Here is an 18,299-nt window from a genome sequence, read left to right on the forward strand (position 1 = left end):
AATCCAACATCAAAAACAGGTTAATTTATGGACGAAAAACAGTTGCAGGCTCTGGCTAACGAACTGGCCAAAAATCTCAAAACCCCTGGCGATCTCAGCCAATTCGATCGCCTGCTGAAGAAAATCAGCGTTGAGGCTGCTCTCAACGCCGAAATGTCCCACCATCTGGGCTATGATAAAAATCAGCCCAAACCGGGGGCCAACTCCCGCAACGGCTATTCCACAAACACCGTGACCACCGGCGATGGCCCTCTGGAACTACGTACTCCGCGCGATCGTGATGGCTCCTTCGAACCACAACTGGTGAAGAAAAACCAGACCCGGATCACCGGGATGGATAACCAAATCCTGTCCCTGTACGCCAGAGGGATGACCACCCGCGAGATAGCGTCTGCGTTCAACGAGCTGTATGACGCGGATGTCTCACCGGCGCTGGTCTCGAAGGTCACCGACGCCGTGATGGAACAGGTTACTGAATGGCAAAATCGTCCACTGGATGCAGTCTATCCCATTGTTTACCTTGACTGTATCATCCTGAAGGTCCGGCAGGACAGTCGCGTCATCAATAAATCCGTGTTCCTGGCACTGGATATCAACATCGAGGGCCAGAAAGAACTGCTGGGTATGTGGCTGGCCGAAAACGAGGGCGCGAAGTTCTGGCTCAATGTCCTGACAGAACTAAAAAACCGCGGCCTGAACGATATCCTCATCGCCTGTGTCGACGGTCTGAAAGGCTTCCCGGACGCCATCAACGCGGTGTATCCGGAAGCCCGCATCCAGCTGTGCATCGTGCACATGGTACGCAACAGCCTGAGGTTCGTCTCTTGGAAGGACTACAAAGCCGTTACACGCGACCTGAAAGCCATCTATCAGGCCGCTACGGAAGAAGCAGGCCAGCAGGGGCTGGAAGCATTCGCCAGCGCATGGGACAGCCGCTATCCACAGATAAGCCGGAGCTGGCAGACGAACTGGAGCAATCTGGCAACGTTCTTCGCTTACCCGGCAGATATCCGCAAAGTCATCGACACAACCAACGCCATCGAGTCGCTGAACAGTGTGATCCGGCATGCGATTAAAAAACGCAAGGTGTTCCCGACTGACGACGCAGTGAAAAAGGTGGTGTGGCTGGCAATCCAGTCGGCCTAACAGAAATGGACGATGCCACTGCGGGACTGGCGTATGGCAATGAGCCGTTTTATTATCGAGTTCGGTGATCGCCTGGACGGTCACTACTGAGAAAGGCATTTACACAGAATCATGTACAGGGTCCGACGTACCAGCTACCGTGGTTGTTCTTCGCTTCCGATTCCCGCTTCGCCAGCTTGCTGGTCTGCAACCACCCCAGATCATATCGTTATACACATCTTTTGGCCATTTTTTGAACAGGATGCTCAGAACCCCGTGAATTAAGGCATTCAAGCCATCCCATTGGCTTTTTGAGGTTCAAAATGCCACTCTGAAATAAACCCGTAACTCATTGATTAAACAGTGCGTTAGAAAGATGTGTATAACGATATGACCCCAGATAGGCCGTCATCCATTCACGCATCTGCGCATCATCCTCTTTTTTCCATCCTTCGTAGTCACGCAGCATAATCAGCGCATCCACAATGCGAGTGGAGAAGTAGCGTCCGTCGAGCACGCCTGCCCCGCGTCCTGGCGCAATGCCTGGCACGCCCTGAGCAAAATCAAGGTTGGGATTCATGCGGGTTTCAGGGTCGATAAACCAGGTTCGAATCAGCGAAATCGCTTTATCGGCATAGGCGGCGTTATCGGAGAAGTACCAGGCTAACGTCAGCGTGTACACCTGATCGGTAAAATCTTTCAAGCGAACGCCGTCGATGTCATCACTTGCTGACAGGGTTTATAACGCCGTCACGGCGTACCCAAGGCAATCCATTAAATTTGTTGCTATCGGGCCACCAGTAGACGCTGAGGCTCATATAATCGTGTTTAGAGCCACTGGGGGGCGTCATCCCCTTTTCCGTCACGCTCGGGTTGGGTTTGTTAAGCGCTTTTTCTGCCTGAGCGATCAGTTCGGTGTAAGCGAGTCGCGTTTGCGGTTTCTCAGTGCCCTGCCGCAGTTGCTGCTTGACCGTCGTCAGCACCGACTGTTGCAGAAACGCGTAAGGATCGTCGTGACGTTCCTGCGCCTGTGCCTGCATGACGACACCGCCAATAACCCACAGCATCAGCGCACACACGCGTGCCAGCCTGTTAAACATCACCACTCGCATAACTTCCCCTTTCAACGATAGTCAAACGCACGAACGGCACAGGGCAAGCCAGCCTTCAACGCAGTCCGTTAGTCCGTAAAAACGCTTCGCCCCCTATCTGGGACATTTGACGCAATATCCACTGCTGGCGTTGGCTCACATAGCGTGACGGTGCATTAACCCGAAAGCGAATCGAGTTCGGCAACACTGCCGCCAACAGCGCTGCTTCACCAGTTGTCAAGCGGCTGGCGGGCTTGTTGAAGAAGTGCTGTGCCGCCTGCTGTACGCCGAAAATCCCCGGACCGAACTCCACAATATTCAGGTAGACCGTCAAAATCCGCCGTTTGGTCCAGACCAGTTCAACCCCCACTGTGATACCTGCTTCCAGCCCTTTACGCAACCAGCTTCGCCCATCCCACAGAAACAGGTTTTTCACCATTTGCTGCGTGAGCGTCGAGCCACCGCGCACCCGCGCACCGTCACGCTCATTGTGCGCCAGCGCAGCCCGGATGGCCTCCATATCAAACCCGGCATGCTCCGGGAATTTCTGATCTTCTGCGGCAATCACCGCCAACACCATCACGGCCGCAATCTCATCCATTGGCACCCACGTCGAGCGCGCAACGTAAGAAAAATCACCGTTCAGCCAGGCGCTCACCTGCCGCTCCGCCATCACGGCAGAAAACGGAACCGGCAAAAACGCGAATAGAAAAATCCCCACCAGCCACAGGCCAAGCAACGAGAGGACGCCGCGAATTACCCAGCGTTTTATCCCAGGGATCACACCGCGTTTTTTGCACCACCCTCTCATTAGGCAAAGCCCAAAACACGTTCAACCAGCTTATCGATACCTTTGGCCGCCTCGCTAATGGAGTTCGCCAGCATGTAAGTCGGTGTAGTCACCACTTTGTGCTGCGCATCGACCACAATATCATCCACCGGGCAAACAATGTGCGTACCACCCATTTCTTCTATACATTCTGCGGTATCGATATCATTTCCAATTGTAACTCTCACCGATTCCCCCAGCAGTTTTGGCAACAGTGCCGGAGCGATGCAAATAAAACCAATTGGTTTGTTCTGCTTATAAATTTCTTGCGTGAGTAACGCCAGTGATTCATCAACCTGGCACGCCGCGCCTTCTGTCGCGAAATCACTAAGATTCTTCGCCGCACCAAAACCGCCGGGAACAATTAATGCGTCCAATTGGCTGGCATCCGCCTGAGACAGTGGCTGGATGTTGCCACGGGTGATACGCGCGGACTCGACTAAAATATTGCGATTCTCACCAGTTACTTCACCCGTCAGATGATTAACCACATGTAATTGCGGCTTATCTGGCGCAAAGCATACCGCCTGAGCCCCCGCACGATCGACGGCAAGCAGCGTCAGCACTGCTTCGTGAATTTCGGCGCCATCATAGACGCCGCAACCGCTCAGAACGATGCCGACTCGTTTCATCATATTTTCCTTCATTTCATTACATCAACTAATTGATTTTTTGATTGACAAACACTAATCTACATCACACATTTTAATGATTCTTGTAACAAAGATTTCTGCATTTGCTATTTTGTTGCTTGAGCGGTTCGTCACCTTACGACGTTGCGAATACTCGCACCTGCTAACCGAAACTGCTGATAATTATCAAGCAGGTGCATAGTTTCCCTGGTGTTGGCGCATAATTCGCGCACCCCGACCTCGGTCGGGGTAATTTTTTTTTAGGCCCCTGAAAATCCTTTTCCTCTCCCTCACGATGTCCACACCGCGATTTATCGCACCGCGTTGGCGTGCACCCGCTATTTGCGGGCGCGTTTTTCCTGTTCAGCCACCCAGGCTTTCAATACGTCAATATCGTGCTGCCAGTCGTGTTTCAGTTCGTCAATCCACTCCTGCACGTTGTCCCACCAGGCGGGCAGCGTCGTGGTCTGGATTTGCTGCGCCACCTGCTGTAGATGGCGCAACCCAACGGAACCGGCGGCACCTTTGATTTTGTGCCCTTCTTCCGCGATGCCTTTCTGATCGCGCGCTGTCATATTGGAATCCAGCACGGCAAGATAACCGGGCATCATCTGCTCAAACATCGCCACGCTCTGATGGATCAGCGACGGTCCAACCAAATCCAGATATTGTTGCAACATGGGAATATCAAGCAACGCTTCTCGAACCGGTTCATGCTCCGACACATCGGCGGTGGCTTGCTCAGGCTCATCCTGATAGTCCCAATACTGTTTAATAACAGCGGTTAATGCAGGTACCGCCAGCGGTTTGCTAAGCACATCGTCCATACCCGCATCGAGATATTCTTTTTTATCGCGCAGTACGTTAGCCGTTAAAGCAATCAGCGGCGGCACGTTTTGTCCGGCATATTTTTTGCGCAGCTCACGCGCCACATCCAGCCCGGTCATGTCCGGCAGTTGGATATCCAGCAGCACCAGATCGAATTCGTCCGGATCGAACATCGTCAGCGCTTCCTGTCCGGTCATCGCCACTTCCACGCTGCTGCCCAGTTTCTCCAGCACCGAACGCGCTACCACCACATTTAGCTCGATGTCCTCCACCAGCAGCACGTTGAGCGCGGGTAACGGTAACTCATCCTCTCCGCCGACAATCACCTCATCTTCCAACGCCGGGGCGGTAACGGTCAGCGTAAAGCAAGAACCTTTGCCCTGCGTGCTGGTGACATGAATATCACCGCCCATGTTCTGCGCCAGACGCTTGGAAACCGCCAAGCCGATGCCAGTACCGGTTGCCGGTTTACCGCCATGTTTGTCTTTTACCTGATAGTACATGGCGAAGATTTTCTCCAACTCATCTTCGGGAATGCCCATGCCGGAGTCTTCGACATCAAAGCGCAGCTGATCGCCCGCGTCGTGCCAGACACGCACCACAATGTTCCCTTTTTGATTAAATTTCACCGCGTTACTGAGCAGGTTCCACAGAATCTGGCGCAGACGCGTACCATCGGTAATCACCCGCTGTGGCAACGGCGGATGCTGTTCAACGACCAGTTGCAACCCCTTCGGCTGCGCCAGCAAACCGCCCAGATTTTCCAAATCCGCCAGGAAACCAATAAAATCAATAGGCTGATTATCCAGTTGCACCTTGCGGCGCTCCTGTTTGTCCATCTCGATCACGTCATTAAAGATATTGCCCAGCGTGATGGCGCTGACATGCAGGGTTTTGAGGTATTTTTCTTGTTCCTCATCCAGGTGAGTATCGAGCAGGATGCGACTGAGGCCCACAATGCCATTAAGCGGCGTACGAAGCTCATGGCTGATCGTTGAGATGAAGGTGGTCTTCTCCCTACTGGCGTTCTCTAACGCGTCCTGATAGCGCTTACGCTCAGTTATATCGCGCCCAAACCCCATCAGCCCGTGTCGCTTGCCCATTCGGTCGTAGAAAGGCACCTTGCGCAGTTCAAAACAAGCTTTGCGCCCGTCAGGATAGACCAGCCACTGTTCATAGGTGAGTGACACGTTGTGACGGAACACTTTTTCATCCGTTTCCATCACTTTTTCCGCCACATCGGGGGTGTAAACGTCTTTCGGCGTCAGACCCACCAGCTGTTTCTGGCTGCGACCCAGCAGCAGTTCCATGGCGCGGTTACAGCCGGAAAACTCTTTATTTTCATTGCGGTAGTAAACCAGGTCCGGCGAGGCATCCAGAAACGATCGTAACAGCGCTGATTGTTGCTCCAGTTCCACCTGCGCCTGTTCGCGCCCGGCAATTTCCTCTTTGAGCTTGCTCAGCATCATCAGGCGCGCCTCTTCTGCTTTTTCGCGATCAGCAATCTCCTGATTGAGCTGGGCAATATTGCCCTTTAGCTGATCGTTCAGCGTCTGGTCGCGCAGGCGCATCTCCTCCAGCTTCGCCACCAACTTAGCCAGACGTTGGCGCGACTCCTCCAACTGATCCACCACCACGGAGAGGAAATAGACCGCCCAGGGGGTGATTAACAGGCCAAAAAATACGGAGCGAACGACATCGATGTCTTCGACCTTGCCGGTCAGCAGCAGCGTGACTGCCATCTGCACGGCCATCGCCAGCAGCACCAGCACCGAGGCCAGCAACAGTGAAAAACGCACCAGCCCGAGCTTTACCATCAAATCGACGTAGTACTGCGCCAACAACCGGATCTGCTTCATAGAGAATTTCCTTGGATACCCACCGCGCCATCATAACGTAAAACTCAGCACGATGCGGTGAGACAATCAGCACAACACGCTAACATTACCCTAAGATAACCGGTTGATATGGTTGGCCGAGCGCAGAGCCCTGCACCCCATGAGCCTGAAGATATAAATCCAGTTCCACCATCCCGGTCCAGCGGTTTTCGCACCATAACGGTGCCAGCAGCGTCGGCCGCTGGCAGAAATACGATGGAACACGACCTCTGGTGGCGTATGGCGAATCATCTCGCCGGCCGTGGCGACGTAGGTATCCAGCGGTAATTAGCTCAACCGCCCGGCGCGCCACGCCTTAGCCATAATGCTACCGTCAACGATATGCAGAGGGTGAAGCTTGATGCCTTCAACGCCGGTATCCACCACGCGTTGCAACGTCGTCATGCAGTGCTCGGCACGCTCGCCCGGCAATCCGACAATCAGGTGGCAGCACACGCGTAAACCGCGCTGATGCGCACGCTGCACCGTTTCCTGATAGCAGGCAAAATCGTGACCGCGATTGATGCGATGCAGAGTTTTATCCCAGGCACTCTGTAGCCCCAGTTCCAGCCACACCTCATAGCCTTGCGCATGGTAACCCGCCAACAGATCCAGCACGCTGTCCGGCACACAATCGGGGCGCGTACCCACGCACAGGCCAACGATCTCGGCTTGTTGCAACGCCTCCTTATAAAGCCGGTCCAGCATCTGCACTTCGCCATAGGTACTGGTATAAGCCTGAAAATAGGCCAGATAACGTTTGGCGCGATTGACCTTGCCCGCCTGCGTGTTGAGCTGTTCGGCAATACTTTGGCGTTGCATGGCTTCATCGGCAAAGGAGGCCACATTGCAGAATGTGCAACCGCCCCGCCCGAGCGTGCCATCCCGATTTGGGCAGTTAAATCCGCCGTGCAGCGTCAGTTTATGAATCTTTTCACCATAACGACGTTGCAAATCCCCGCCAAACATATTGATTAATTTTTGCAATTGCATATTCTAACCTACCCCCTGAGGGAAAGCAGACTCCCCTTCTCTTCCTGCGTTCGCGATGACCGCGATCAATCACGCACATCCCAATGAAATGCATTTTTATTCGCTTTTAGTGAAAATAAACTCACATCTACACTGATTAAAGTTTCTAATCCCTTACGCGCGCGTCATGAAAAGATGAAGCGTTACTTAAAAAGAGTTTCATTAAATATAAAAGTGGATATCCACAGCAGAATATTCTATAACGTAGAGATAACGCAGCAGGGTGACGAGATGTTCACGCTTTTGCATAGTGATACAGCTCACACTTCATTCGGCCATCAAGGTGTAGCTCAACGGAGATTTTTTCAAAAAAATCATTTATTTTCATAGTCATAACTAAAAACCATCCCTTAATCGCACATTTTGCATTGATATTTGACCTGAACTGGCTTTCTCGCTAATTTGGAAGTCCGCTGGAAGCTTTCCCGACGAGTCCGCGACTCGTCATATTTATGCAGTTAGAAAAGAAAGACTCCCTCTTAAAGCAAGTCATAGTCCACTTGTAAGACCGTCACGAGAGGCCGAAGAAGAGAACGGCAGGATGCGCGACCCCGTCATCCGCCACCGTTCAACGCCACGGTGCCGAACGAAGTAGGTTGTGAGAGTCACACAGAGCCTGGGGAGGTTCACTGAGATATGTTGTACGATGCATCCCAAGAGAGAGACAACTGTGGTTTCGGATTGATCGCCCATATAGAAGGTGAACCGAGCCACAAGGTCGTGCGTACTGCGATTCACGCACTGGCCCGTATGCAGCACCGTGGCGCGATCCTTGCTGACGGCAAGACCGGCGACGGCTGCGGCTTGTTATTACAAAAACCCGATCGTTTCTACCGACTGGTGGCCGAAGGGCACGGCTGGCGGTTGGCGAAGAATTACGCCGTGGGCATGATGTTCCTCAATCAGGACCAGGATCTGGCCCGCGCGGCACGTCGCATTGTGGAAGAAGAGCTGCAAAATGAAACCTTGTCCGTACTGGGATGGCGTGAAGTGCCCACCAACCCAGACGTACTTGGTGAAATTGCCCTCTCCTCACTGCCGCGCATCGAACAGATTTTTGTCAATGCTCCTGCGGGATGGTCGCCGCGCGATATGGAGCGTCGCCTGTTTATGGCGCGCCGCCGTATTGAAAAGCGCATTCAGGATAAAGAGTTCTACGTTTGTAGCTTCTCCAACCTGATCAACATCTATAAAGGTCTGTGTATGCCGGCGGATTTGCCGCGCTTTTACCTGGACCTGGCGGATTTGCGTCTGGAATCGGCCATCTGCCTGTTCCACCAACGCTTCTCCACCAACACCGTGCCACGCTGGCCGCTGGCCCAGCCGTTCCGCTATCTGGCGCACAATGGCGAAATCAATACCATTGCCGGTAACCGTCAATGGGCGCGTGCGCGTACCTACAAATTTAAAACACCGCTGATCCCCGATCTGCAAGATGCCGCACCGTTCGTTAACGAAACAGGCTCTGACTCCAGCTCTCTGGATAACATGCTGGAGCTGTTCCTGAGCGGCGGGATGGATATCGTGCGCGCCATGCGTTTACTGGTGCCGCCCGCCTGGCAGAACAACCCGGACATGGATCCGGAACTGCGTTCGTTCTTTGACTTTAACTCCATGCACATGGAGCCGTGGGACGGACCGGCCGGTATCGTCATGTCCGATGGTCGCTATGCGGCCTGTAACCTCGACCGTAACGGCCTGCGCCCGGCGCGCTACGTCATCACCAAAGACAAACTGATCACCTGCACCTCCGAAGTGGGGATTTGGGATTATCAGCCGGACGAAGTGGTGGAGAAAGGTCGCGTTGGCCCCGGCGAATTGATGGTTATCGATACCCTCGAAGGCCGCATTCTGCACTCCAACGAAACAGACAACGACCTCAAAGGCCGCCACCCGTACAAAGAGTGGATGGAACGCAATGTCAAACGGCTGGTGCCGTTTGAAGAGCTGCCAGACGATCAGGTTGGCAGCCGTAAGCTGGATGACAGCCTGCTGGAAACCTACCAGAAGCAGTTCGGCTACAGCAGCGAAGAGCTGGACCAGATTGTGCGCGTACTGGGCGAAAACGGCCAGGAAGCGACAGGCTCAATGGGTGATGACACCCCGTTTGCCGTGCTCTCCAATCGTCCGCGCATCATTTACGACTACTTCCGTCAGCAGTTTGCGCAGGTGACCAACCCGCCGATCGACCCGCTGCGTGAAGCGCACGTAATGTCGCTGGCAACCTGTATTGGCCGCGAAATGAACGTATTTTGTGAAGCCGAAGGTCAGGCGCACCGTTTGAGTTTCAAATCGCCAATCCTGTTGTACTCCGACTTTACTCAGTTGCTCACCCAAGACCAGCAGCACTACCGAGCTGAAACGTTGGATCTGACCTTTGATCCGCGCGAGAAGTCATTGCAGCAAACCGTTGAGGCGCTGTGTGAAGAAGCCGAGCGCAAAGTGCGTGAAGGTGCCGTGTTGCTGGTGCTTTCCGACCGTGCCATCAGAGAGCACCGTTTACCGGTTCCGGCGCCAATGGCGGTGGGTGCCATTCAGCACCGTCTGGTGGAAAAGAGCCTGCGCTGCGATGCCAACCTGATTGTTGAAACTGCCAGCGCCCGCGATCCGCATCATTTCGCCGTGCTACTAGGCTTCGGCGCTACGGCTATCTATCCGTATCTGGCGTATGAGTCACTGGCTCGACTGGTGGACAACCACACCATCGAGAAGCCTTACCGCACGGTAATGCTCAACTACCGCAACGGTATCAACAAAGGCCTGTACAAGATCATGTCCAAAATGGGCATCTCAACGATCGCCTCGTACCGTTGCTCCAAGCTGTTCGAAGCCGTGGGCCTGCACAAAGAGCTATCAGCGCTCTGCTTCCACGGGGTAGTGAGCCGTATTGGTGGTGCCAACTTCGGCGATTTCGAGCAAGACCTGCAAAATCTGGCAAAACGCGCCTGGTTGAAGCGCAAAATGCTGGAAGAGGGTGGCCTGCTGAAATTCGTTTACGACGGCGAATACCACGCCTATAACCCGGATGTGGTTAACAGCCTGCAACAAGCTGTGAAAAGCGGCGAGTACAGCGACTACCTGGAATATGCCAAACACGTCAACGAACGCCCGGTGGCGACGCTGCGTGACCTGTTAGCCATCAAACCGCAGGAAGGCGTAGCCATTCCGGTTGACGACGTAGAACCGGCCAGCGAGCTGTTTAAGCGCTTTGACACCGCCGCCATGTCTATCGGTGCGCTGAGCCCCGAAGCCCATGAGTCTCTGGCGGAAGCCATGAACACCATTGGCGGTAACTCCAACTCCGGTGAGGGTGGTGAAGATCCGGCGCGTTACGGCACTAATAAAGTCTCACGTATCAAGCAGGTGGCCTCTGGTCGTTTCGGTGTTACCCCTGCTTATCTGGTCAACGCTGACGTAATTCAGATTAAAGTGGCACAGGGGGCCAAACCCGGAGAAGGCGGTCAGTTGCCGGGCGATAAAGTGACACCGTACATCGCCAGATTGCGCTACTCCGTGCCGGGCGTAACGTTGATTTCACCGCCGCCGCACCACGATATTTACTCTATCGAAGACTTAGCTCAGTTGATTTTCGACCTGAAGCAGGTCAATCCGAAAGCGATGATTTCGGTCAAGCTGGTTTCTGAACCGGGCGTGGGCACCATTGCGACTGGCGTAGCCAAAGCTTACGCCGACCTGATCACCATCGCCGGTTATGACGGCGGCACCGGTGCCAGCCCGCTCAGCTCAGTGAAATATGCTGGCTGCCCGTGGGAACTGGGGCTGGTGGAAACCCAGCAGGCGCTGGTGGCTAACGGGTTACGCCACAAAATCCGTCTGCAAGTGGACGGCGGTCTGAAAACCGGCGTTGATATCATCAAAGCGGCGATTCTGGGCGCAGAAAGCTTCGGCTTCGGTACCGGCCCAATGGTAGCACTCGGCTGTAAATACCTGCGTATTTGCCACCTGAACAACTGTGCTACCGGCGTCGCCACGCAGGATGACAAGCTGCGCCGCGATCACTACCACGGTCTGCCTGAGCGTGTGATCAATTACTTCAACTTTATTGCGCAGGAAACCCGTCAGCTGATGGCGGAGCTGGGTGTTAGTCAACTGGTTGATTTGATTGGCCGTACCGATCTACTGGTGGAACTGGATGGCTTCACAGCCAAACAGAACAAACTGGATCTCTCTGCGCTGCTGCAAACCGCGCAGCCGCAACCGGGCAAAGCGTTGTACTGCACCGAGAGCAACCCGCCGTTTGATGATGGGCTGTTGAACAAGGCGCTGCTGTCTCAGGCACAACCGCACATCGCAGCGAAACAGAGCAAAGCGCTCTACTTTGATATCCGCAACACTGACCGTTCCGTCGGTGCAACGCTATCCGGTGCTATTGCCGCTCAGCACGGCGATCAAGGGCTGGCAAGCGACCCGATCAAAGCCAACTTCTCTGGCACTGCCGGACAAAGCTTCGGCGTATGGAACGCAGGCGGCGTGGAACTGACGTTGACCGGCGACGCCAATGACTATGTGGGCAAAGGCATGGCTGGCGGCTGCATCTCCGTGCGTCCACCGGTTGGCTCCGCGTTCCGCAGTCATGAAGCGAGCATTATCGGCAACACCTGCCTGTACGGCGCGACTGGCGGCAAGCTGTTTGCCGCAGGCCGGGCGGGCGAACGTTTCGGCGTGCGTAACTCCGGTGCCATCACCGTGGTGGAAGGCATCGGCGACAACGGCTGTGAGTACATGACGGGCGGTATCGTCTGCGTATTGGGCCGCACCGGCGTTAACTTTGGCGCAGGCATGACCGGCGGTTTCGCCTACGTACTGGATGAAGACGGTGAGTTCCGTAAGCGCGTCAACCCTGAGCTAGTGGAAGTGCTGTCGGTCGACGATCTGGCGATTCACGAAGAGCACTTACGCGGCCTGATCACCGAGCACGTGCAGCACACCGGTTCCCAGCGCGGCGAAGAGATCCTCGCCAACTGGCCGCCCTGGGCGTCGCGTTTCGCGCTGGTGAAACCCAAGTCGAGTGATGTGAAGGCATTATTAGGGCATCGTAGTCGTTCCGCAGTCGAATTGCGGGTTCAGGCGCAGTAAGAGGGCATTATGAGTCAGAACGTTTATCAATTTATCGACTTACAGCGTGTTGATCCGCCGAAAAAGCCGTTAAAGATTCGCAAAATCGAGTTCGTGGAAATCTACGAACCCTTTTCCGAAAGCCAGTCCAAGGCGCAGGCAGACCGCTGCCTGGCCTGCGGTAACCCCTATTGCGAATGGAAGTGCCCGGTACACAACTACATTCCCAACTGGCTGAAACTGGCAAACGAAGGGCGCATTATCGAAGCGGCTGAGCTGTCGCACCAGACCAACAGTCTGCCGGAAGTGTGTGGACGCGTTTGCCCGCAAGACAGACTGTGTGAAGGTTCCTGCACGCTTAATGCGGAGTTTGGCGCAGTTACCATCGGCAATATCGAACGCTACATCAATGACAAAGCGATCGAAATGGGCTGGAAACCCAACCTGTCTCACGTGAAACCCACCGGCAAGCGGGTTGCCATTGTGGGCGCGGGCCCGGCAGGGTTGGCGTGTGCCGATGTGTTGGCACGCAGCGGTGTGCAGGCGATGGTGTTCGATCGTCATCCGGAAATTGGCGGTTTGCTGACCTTCGGGATTCCGGCCTTCAAGCTGGAGAAAGAGGTGATGATCAAACGCCGTGAAATCTTCAGTGAGATGGGCATTGAGTTCCAACTCAACACCGAGATTGGCAAAGACATTGCGCTGGAGACCCTGCTCGCCAATTACGACGCGGTATTCCTGGGTGTCGGCACCTATCAGTCCATGCGTGGCGGATTGGAAAACGAGGACGCGCCGGACGTGTACGACGCACTGCCGTTCCTGATTGCCAACACCAAGCAACTTATGGGCTTTGAAACTACGCCGGATGAACCCTATACCGACATGAGCGGCAAGCGCGTGGTGGTGTTGGGTGGCGGTGATACCGCGATGGACTGCGTGCGTACCTCGGTGCGCCACGGTGCAACCCACGTGACCTGTGCCTACCGTCGTGATGAAGTCAACATGCCCGGCTCCAAGCGCGAAGTGAAAAATGCGCGCGAAGAGGGCGTGGAATTTCTGTTCAACCTGCAACCGCTCAGCATCGAAATCAACGGTGCCGGTAAAGCCTGCGGCGTAAGAATGGCACGTACTGAACTGGGTGCGCCTGATGCCAATGGCCGCCGTCGTCCTGAAATCGTCGAAGGCTCCGAGCATGTGCTGGAAGCAGACGCCGTGATCATGGCGTTTGGTTTCCGTCCGCACAAGATGGACTGGTTGGCGAAACACGGCGTGGATCTGGACAGCCAAGGGCGCATCGTGGCCCCTGAGCAGAGCGAGAGCGCGTTCCAGACCAGCAATCCGAAAATCTTCGCCGGTGGCGATGCGGTGCGCGGTTCCGATCTGGTGGTGACCGCCATTGCCGAAGGCCGCAAGGCCGCGGATGGCATCATGAACTATCTGGAAGTGTAATCGGCAACGCCATCCATCAAGGCGGCGCAAGCCGCCTTTTTCTTGTGCGCACTATGCGGATGATTTAGCTATTGCTATTGAACTGATCGAGGATGTCCTGCTCTGTCAGCATCGGCGTTTGCTGGGCAAAATCATAAAAATCCGGTTTGCTTTCAATATAAATCTGACTCACCAACCGTTTGCGATCGTCTGGGAATATCCCCGCAGACAGTTCATAGGTTTGCGTTTCTAGCAGCAGGTAATAGAGATGGGTGCCGCAGATTCGGCAGAACGTACGCTCGGCACATTCTGACGAGCGGTAATGGGTGACGTTCTCTTCACCACGCAGTGTCACATCGTGTTTGCACTCAACCGCCAACAGCGGTCCGCCGCCCCACTGACGACACATGTTGCAATGACACACGCTGACGTCATGCACACACGCTTCCGGTACTTCGATGGTGACTGCGCCGCATAAGCACTGGCCTTTGGTCATTTTCATCACGCCCTCCTGCCGCAAACGGTTATCGATTTTTATCAATGCTGTTGCCATAAAAAAAGGGCATACCGACGGTTGCCCCTTTTCTGTGAATGTGATTATTTCACCACACGTAACGATGGTCGCCCACCGCGCGGCGCCGGTGGTGGATCATCATCAGGCGGGTTAGTCTCCGTCACCCTGTCTTGTTGCTCGTTATCCACAACCGACATCACCACACCCGGCGTCAATGCCTCACCCTGCGCATCCGTAAGGTTATCCAGCTCATAGGCGGGCTCAGGCTCAAACATGGTGCCAGCGCCGTTTTCACGGGCGTAAATAGCCAGCACAGCGGCCATCGGGACATAAACCTGACGCGGTACGCCCCCAAAGCGGGCGTTAAAACGCACGCTGTCATCAGCCAACTCCAGGCCACCTACCGCACGCTGTGCGATATTCAGTACTATCTGCCCATCACGGGCGAATTCCATTGGCACCATTACGCCCGGCAGCGATACATCAACCACCAGATGCGGCGTTAATTGATTATCCAGCAGCCAATCATAAAAAGCCCGCAACAGATACGGACGGCGCGGAGACAGTTGAGACAACGCCATACAGGTTTAACCTCGGGTGTGCAAACGGATTTCACGCTCGGCTTCGGTCAGGGATGCCAGGAAAGCATCACGCTCGAAGACGCGCGTCATATAACCTTTCAGCTCTTTCGCCCCTGCCCCCGTCAATTCGATGCCCAGCAACGGCAAACGCCACAGCAGCGGTGCCAGATAGCAATCGACCAGGCTGAACTCTTCGCTCATGAAATAAGGCGCTTCATTGAACACAGGTGCAACGGCCAGCAACTCTTCACGCAGTTGTTTACGCGCCGCATCCGCTTCTTGTGCATTCCCCTGCATGATTTTTTTCAAGAGAGAATACCAATCAGATTCAATGCGGTGTATCATCAGGCGGCTGGTACCGCGCGCCACCGGGTAAACCGGCATCAACGGAGGATGAGGGAAACGCTCATCCAGGTACTCCATGATGATACGAGATTCATACAGCGTCAGTTCGCGATCGACCAACGTCGGCACGGAGCCATAGGGATTTAGGTCAATAAGATCCTGTGGCAGGTTATCCATATCCACCAGCTCAATCTCGACACTCACGCCCTTTTCCGCCAAGACAATGCGAACCTGATGGCTAAAAATGTCGGACTGACCAGAAAACAGCGTCATCACCGAACGTTTGTTGGCAGCGACAGCCATGAAAACCTCCAAGTTTATCGAGAAATACGACTAATAACTAAACGGCGCTATCCTGCATAGCCCGGAATCACTGTACGTGATTGTCCACAAGAAAAACGTCTGGCGGCATCAACATTCGGGAAAATTGCCGGCTGGCATACAGGCACAAAATCGACAAATAGTTTACCAGATTTTGTGCGTTCTATGGTGAAAGAAGCGCAATTTCATTACTAACCCTCAGAAAAGCAGGATTATTTTTTTATCTGAAGAGATGAAATACGGGCAGAATTAGCCCGATGAGACGAATGCAAGACAAAAAAAACCGATGCAAGCACCGGGTTTTTTGCGTTGATTTGCAGCGATAAACGCCAGAAATTAACGTTTGGAGTACTGAGGACGGCGACGTGCTTTACGCAGACCGACTTTCTTACGTTCAACTTCACGTGCGTCACGGGTAACGAAGCCCGCTTTACGCAGTTCAGAACGCAGAGACTCATCGTACTCCATCAGCGCACGGGTGATACCATGACGAATGGCACCCGCTTGACCGGAAATACCACCACCTTTAACGGTGATGTACAGATCCAGTTTGCCAACCATGTCGACCAGTTTCAGCGGTTGACGAACTACCATGCGGGCAGTTTCGCGACCGAAGTACTGTTCCAGGCTGCGCTGGTTGATAACGATATTGCCGTTGCCCGGTTTGATGAACACGCGAGCGGCGGAGCTTTTGCGGCGACCAGTGCCGTAGTATTGATTTTCAGCCATTGCCTATAATCCCGATTAAATGTCCAGAACTTGCGGTTGCTGTGCCGCGTGGTTGTGCTCGTTACCTGCGTAAACTTTCAGTTTACGGTACATAGCACGACCCAGCGGGCCCTTCGGCAGCATGCCTTTAACCGCGATTTCAATCACACGCTCAGGACGGCGGGCAATCATCTCTTCAAAGGTCGCTTGCTTGATACCACCGATGTGGCCGGTGTGGTGATAGTAAATCTTGTCGTTACGCTTGTTGCCGGTTACAGCAACTTTGTCAGCGTTCAGAACGATGATGTAATCACCGGTATCGACGTGCGGGGTGTATTCCGCTTTATGCTTACCGCGCAGACGGCGAGCCAGTTCAGTAGCCAGGCGGCCCAGAGTTTTACCGGTCGCGTCAACAACATACCAGTCGCGTTTGACGGTTTCTGGTTTAGCTGTAAAAGTTTTCATTAAAAGCTTACCCAATTTAAGTTACACGTTGGTGAACACCCAAACGCTTCAATAAATTCAGAAATAAAGTGTCGAGGTTCACACGGCATCTAGTCCAGCAAACCTACCCCTTCGAATAGCAATGCCGGCGCGATTAACGTTTCGGGAAAAAAACGTTGTTGTAAAGTGGGGTCGAAATATTATAGAGAAGTCGATAACAAAGATCGACCTCTTTTCCATCAAAGCGCAATAAATTCCCCGTTATCCGTTCAGGCAAGGTGCGGCTGGCTCAAATATTCTTCACTTTGCATCTCTTGCAACCGCGACAGGCAGCGCTGGTATTCGAATTTCAGGTGCTCACCTTGATACAGCGCGAACATCGAGGTTTGTGCCGCGATCACCAGTTTGACCCGCCGCTCATAAAACTCATCCACCAATGCCAGAAAGCGGCGCGCCGCATTCTCCTCTTTGCTCCCCATCACCGTCACATTGTGCAGCAGTACCGTGTGGTAGAGGCGCGATAGCGCAATATAGTCATTCTGACTGCGCGCATCGAGACACAGCGTGGCAAAATCGATGGCCAGTACCCCATCGCCCGCACTGAGCGTCGGCATCGGTCGATGGTTGATCTCCAGCACTGGTCCTGGCGTAGAGAATGCCCGGCCAGACAAGCGCGAGAACATCTGACGCATCTCAGCATCGGCTTCCTGCGACAGCGGCGTCAGATAGAGATGCGCCTGCGTTAGCGTGCGCAGGCGATAATCGATACCGGCATCAACATTGCGCACCTCGCAATACTGCTTGATCAGATCGATAGCTGGCAAAAAACGACTGCGTTGCAGGCCGTTGCGATAGAGGTTATCCGGAGGAATATTGGAGGTGGCCACCAGCGTGACGCCACGGGCAAACAACGCACGTAACAGTTCCGCCAGCAGCATGGCATCGGTGATATCCGTAACGAAAAACTCATCAAAACAGAGTACATCAGCCTGCGCCTTGAACCCATCGGCCACCTGCTCCAGCGGGTTCGGTTGCCCCTGTAGCTGGTTCAGTTCTTCGTGCACGCGCAGCATAAAGCGATGGAAATGCAACCGCAGCTTACGCTCTGTGGGTAGACTCTGGAAAAACAGATCCATCAGCCAGGTTTTGCCGCGCCCAACCCCGCCCCACATATAAAGCCCCTGCACCGGTGCCACCGACGGTTTATCCGCCAGCCCCAGCCAGTGCCGCCAGCGGGTAAAACGGCCATCGGATGCGGGAGTCGTCTGCGATGCTTCGCGCGCTTGCAAGGCCTGATAAATGTCATGCAGCGCGGTTACCGTTTGCAGTTGTACCTCATCAGGCTGATACTCGCCCGTCGCCACTGCCTGCTGATAGTGCGCCAGTGGCCCAGCAAGCGGCAGCGTTGTCGGTTGTATCATCTCGGGTTCTCCCTTCATCCGTCATTTTCCGAAAAAAAGTTAGTCGT

The 18,299-nt window shown here is 54.2% G+C and carries 11 protein-coding genes and 3 pseudogenes; 3 read left to right on the forward strand and 11 right to left on the reverse strand.

Features of this window, described 5'->3' with window-relative positions:
- Positions 1 to 27 precede the first annotated feature (27 nt).
- Positions 28 to 1,236 (forward strand): annotated as a pseudogene (locus tag ACWWJF_RS11930) (IS256 family transposase).
- Positions 1,237 to 1,522: 286 nt separating this feature from the next.
- Here the strand turns inward: ACWWJF_RS11930 and ACWWJF_RS11935 are convergent.
- The 5 genes and pseudogenes from ACWWJF_RS11935 to ACWWJF_RS11955 form a co-directional block, all read right to left on the reverse strand.
- Positions 1,523 to 2,165 (reverse strand): annotated as a pseudogene (locus ACWWJF_RS11935) (alginate lyase family protein); the annotation flags it as partial.
- 127 nt (positions 2,166 to 2,292) lie between these two features.
- Entirely contained in the window at positions 2,293 to 3,027 is a 735-nt protein-coding gene (gene mtgA / locus ACWWJF_RS11940) for a monofunctional biosynthetic peptidoglycan transglycosylase (protein ID WP_455869555.1), read from the reverse strand.
- Positions 3,027 to 3,677 (reverse strand): isoprenoid biosynthesis glyoxalase ElbB, encoded by a 651-nt coding sequence (elbB, locus tag ACWWJF_RS11945; RefSeq protein WP_455871054.1) that lies wholly within the window; start codon positions 3,675 to 3,677, stop codon positions 3,027 to 3,029. Before elbB ends, mtgA begins: the two co-directional genes overlap by 1 nt.
- Before the next feature lie 338 nt (positions 3,678 to 4,015).
- Positions 4,016 to 6,364 carry an aerobic respiration two-component sensor histidine kinase ArcB gene (gene arcB / locus ACWWJF_RS11950; protein WP_455869556.1) on the reverse strand — a complete coding sequence of 783 codons (2,349 nt, stop codon included), beginning with the start codon at positions 6,362 to 6,364 and terminating at the stop codon, positions 4,016 to 4,018.
- 85 nt (positions 6,365 to 6,449) lie between these two features.
- Positions 6,450 to 7,375, reverse strand: a pseudogene (locus tag ACWWJF_RS11955) (TIGR01212 family radical SAM protein).
- Positions 7,376 to 8,050: 675 nt separating this feature from the next.
- Between ACWWJF_RS11955 and gltB the strand changes: the two are divergent.
- Together gltB and ACWWJF_RS11965 are read left to right on the forward strand one after the other, a co-directional pair.
- Positions 8,051 to 12,511, forward strand: a complete 4,461-nt coding sequence (gene gltB / locus ACWWJF_RS11960) for a glutamate synthase large subunit (protein ID WP_455869557.1) — start codon at positions 8,051 to 8,053, stop codon at positions 12,509 to 12,511.
- A gap of 9 nt (positions 12,512 to 12,520) precedes the next feature.
- Positions 12,521 to 13,939 (forward strand): glutamate synthase small subunit, encoded by a 1,419-nt coding sequence (locus tag ACWWJF_RS11965; protein WP_455869558.1) that lies wholly within the window; start codon positions 12,521 to 12,523, stop codon positions 13,937 to 13,939.
- Between the two features lie 64 nt (positions 13,940 to 14,003).
- Here ACWWJF_RS11965 and ACWWJF_RS11970 read toward each other — a convergent pair whose 3' ends face one another.
- From ACWWJF_RS11970 to zapE, 6 genes are all read right to left on the reverse strand, one after another.
- Positions 14,004 to 14,471, reverse strand: a complete 468-nt coding sequence (locus ACWWJF_RS11970) for a GFA family protein (RefSeq protein WP_455869559.1) — start codon at positions 14,469 to 14,471, stop codon at positions 14,004 to 14,006.
- Between the two features lie 44 nt (positions 14,472 to 14,515).
- Positions 14,516 to 15,013, reverse strand: a complete 498-nt coding sequence (gene sspB / locus ACWWJF_RS11975; protein WP_455869560.1) for a ClpXP protease specificity-enhancing factor — start codon at positions 15,011 to 15,013, stop codon at positions 14,516 to 14,518.
- A gap of 6 nt (positions 15,014 to 15,019) precedes the next feature.
- Positions 15,020 to 15,661 carry a stringent starvation protein SspA gene (gene sspA, locus ACWWJF_RS11980; RefSeq protein WP_455871055.1) on the reverse strand — a complete coding sequence of 214 codons (642 nt, stop codon included), beginning with the start codon at positions 15,659 to 15,661 and terminating at the stop codon, positions 15,020 to 15,022.
- A 354-nt stretch (positions 15,662 to 16,015) separates the two neighbouring features.
- Entirely contained in the window at positions 16,016 to 16,408 is a 393-nt protein-coding gene (gene rpsI / locus ACWWJF_RS11985; RefSeq protein ID WP_455869561.1) for a 30S ribosomal protein S9, read from the reverse strand.
- 15 nt (positions 16,409 to 16,423) lie between these two features.
- Entirely contained in the window at positions 16,424 to 16,852 is a 429-nt protein-coding gene (gene rplM / locus ACWWJF_RS11990; RefSeq protein WP_196908474.1) for a 50S ribosomal protein L13, read from the reverse strand.
- Between the two features lie 248 nt (positions 16,853 to 17,100).
- Positions 17,101 to 18,252 (reverse strand): cell division protein ZapE, encoded by a 1,152-nt coding sequence (zapE, locus tag ACWWJF_RS11995; protein ID WP_455871056.1) that lies wholly within the window; start codon positions 18,250 to 18,252, stop codon positions 17,101 to 17,103.
- Positions 18,253 to 18,299 lie beyond the last annotated feature (47 nt).

This window comes from Symbiopectobacterium sp. Eva_TO, from assembly GCF_053848865.1.

Excerpts from the sequence above, each read along its gene's own strand:
- mtgA (WP_455869555.1), bottom strand. The coding sequence starts at position 3,027 with ATGAGAGGGTGGTGCAAAAAACGCGGTGTGATCCCTGGGATAAAACGC.
- elbB (WP_455871054.1), bottom strand. The coding sequence starts at position 3,677 with ATGAAACGAGTCGGCATCGTTCTGAGCGGTTGCGGCGTCTATGATGGC.
- arcB (WP_455869556.1), bottom strand. The coding sequence starts at position 6,364 with ATGAAGCAGATCCGGTTGTTGGCGCAGTACTACGTCGATTTGATGGTA.
- gltB (WP_455869557.1), top strand. The coding sequence starts at position 8,051 with ATGTTGTACGATGCATCCCAAGAGAGAGACAACTGTGGTTTCGGATTG.
- ACWWJF_RS11965 (WP_455869558.1), top strand. The coding sequence starts at position 12,521 with ATGAGTCAGAACGTTTATCAATTTATCGACTTACAGCGTGTTGATCCG.
- ACWWJF_RS11970 (WP_455869559.1), bottom strand. The coding sequence starts at position 14,471 with ATGGCAACAGCATTGATAAAAATCGATAACCGTTTGCGGCAGGAGGGC.
- sspB (WP_455869560.1), bottom strand. The coding sequence starts at position 15,013 with ATGGCGTTGTCTCAACTGTCTCCGCGCCGTCCGTATCTGTTGCGGGCT.
- sspA (WP_455871055.1), bottom strand. The coding sequence starts at position 15,661 with ATGGCTGTCGCTGCCAACAAACGTTCGGTGATGACGCTGTTTTCTGGT.
- rpsI (WP_455869561.1), bottom strand. The coding sequence starts at position 16,408 with ATGGCTGAAAATCAATACTACGGCACTGGTCGCCGCAAAAGCTCCGCC.
- rplM (WP_196908474.1), bottom strand. The coding sequence starts at position 16,852 with ATGAAAACTTTTACAGCTAAACCAGAAACCGTCAAACGCGACTGGTAT.
- zapE (WP_455871056.1), bottom strand. The coding sequence starts at position 18,252 with ATGATACAACCGACAACGCTGCCGCTTGCTGGGCCACTGGCGCACTAT.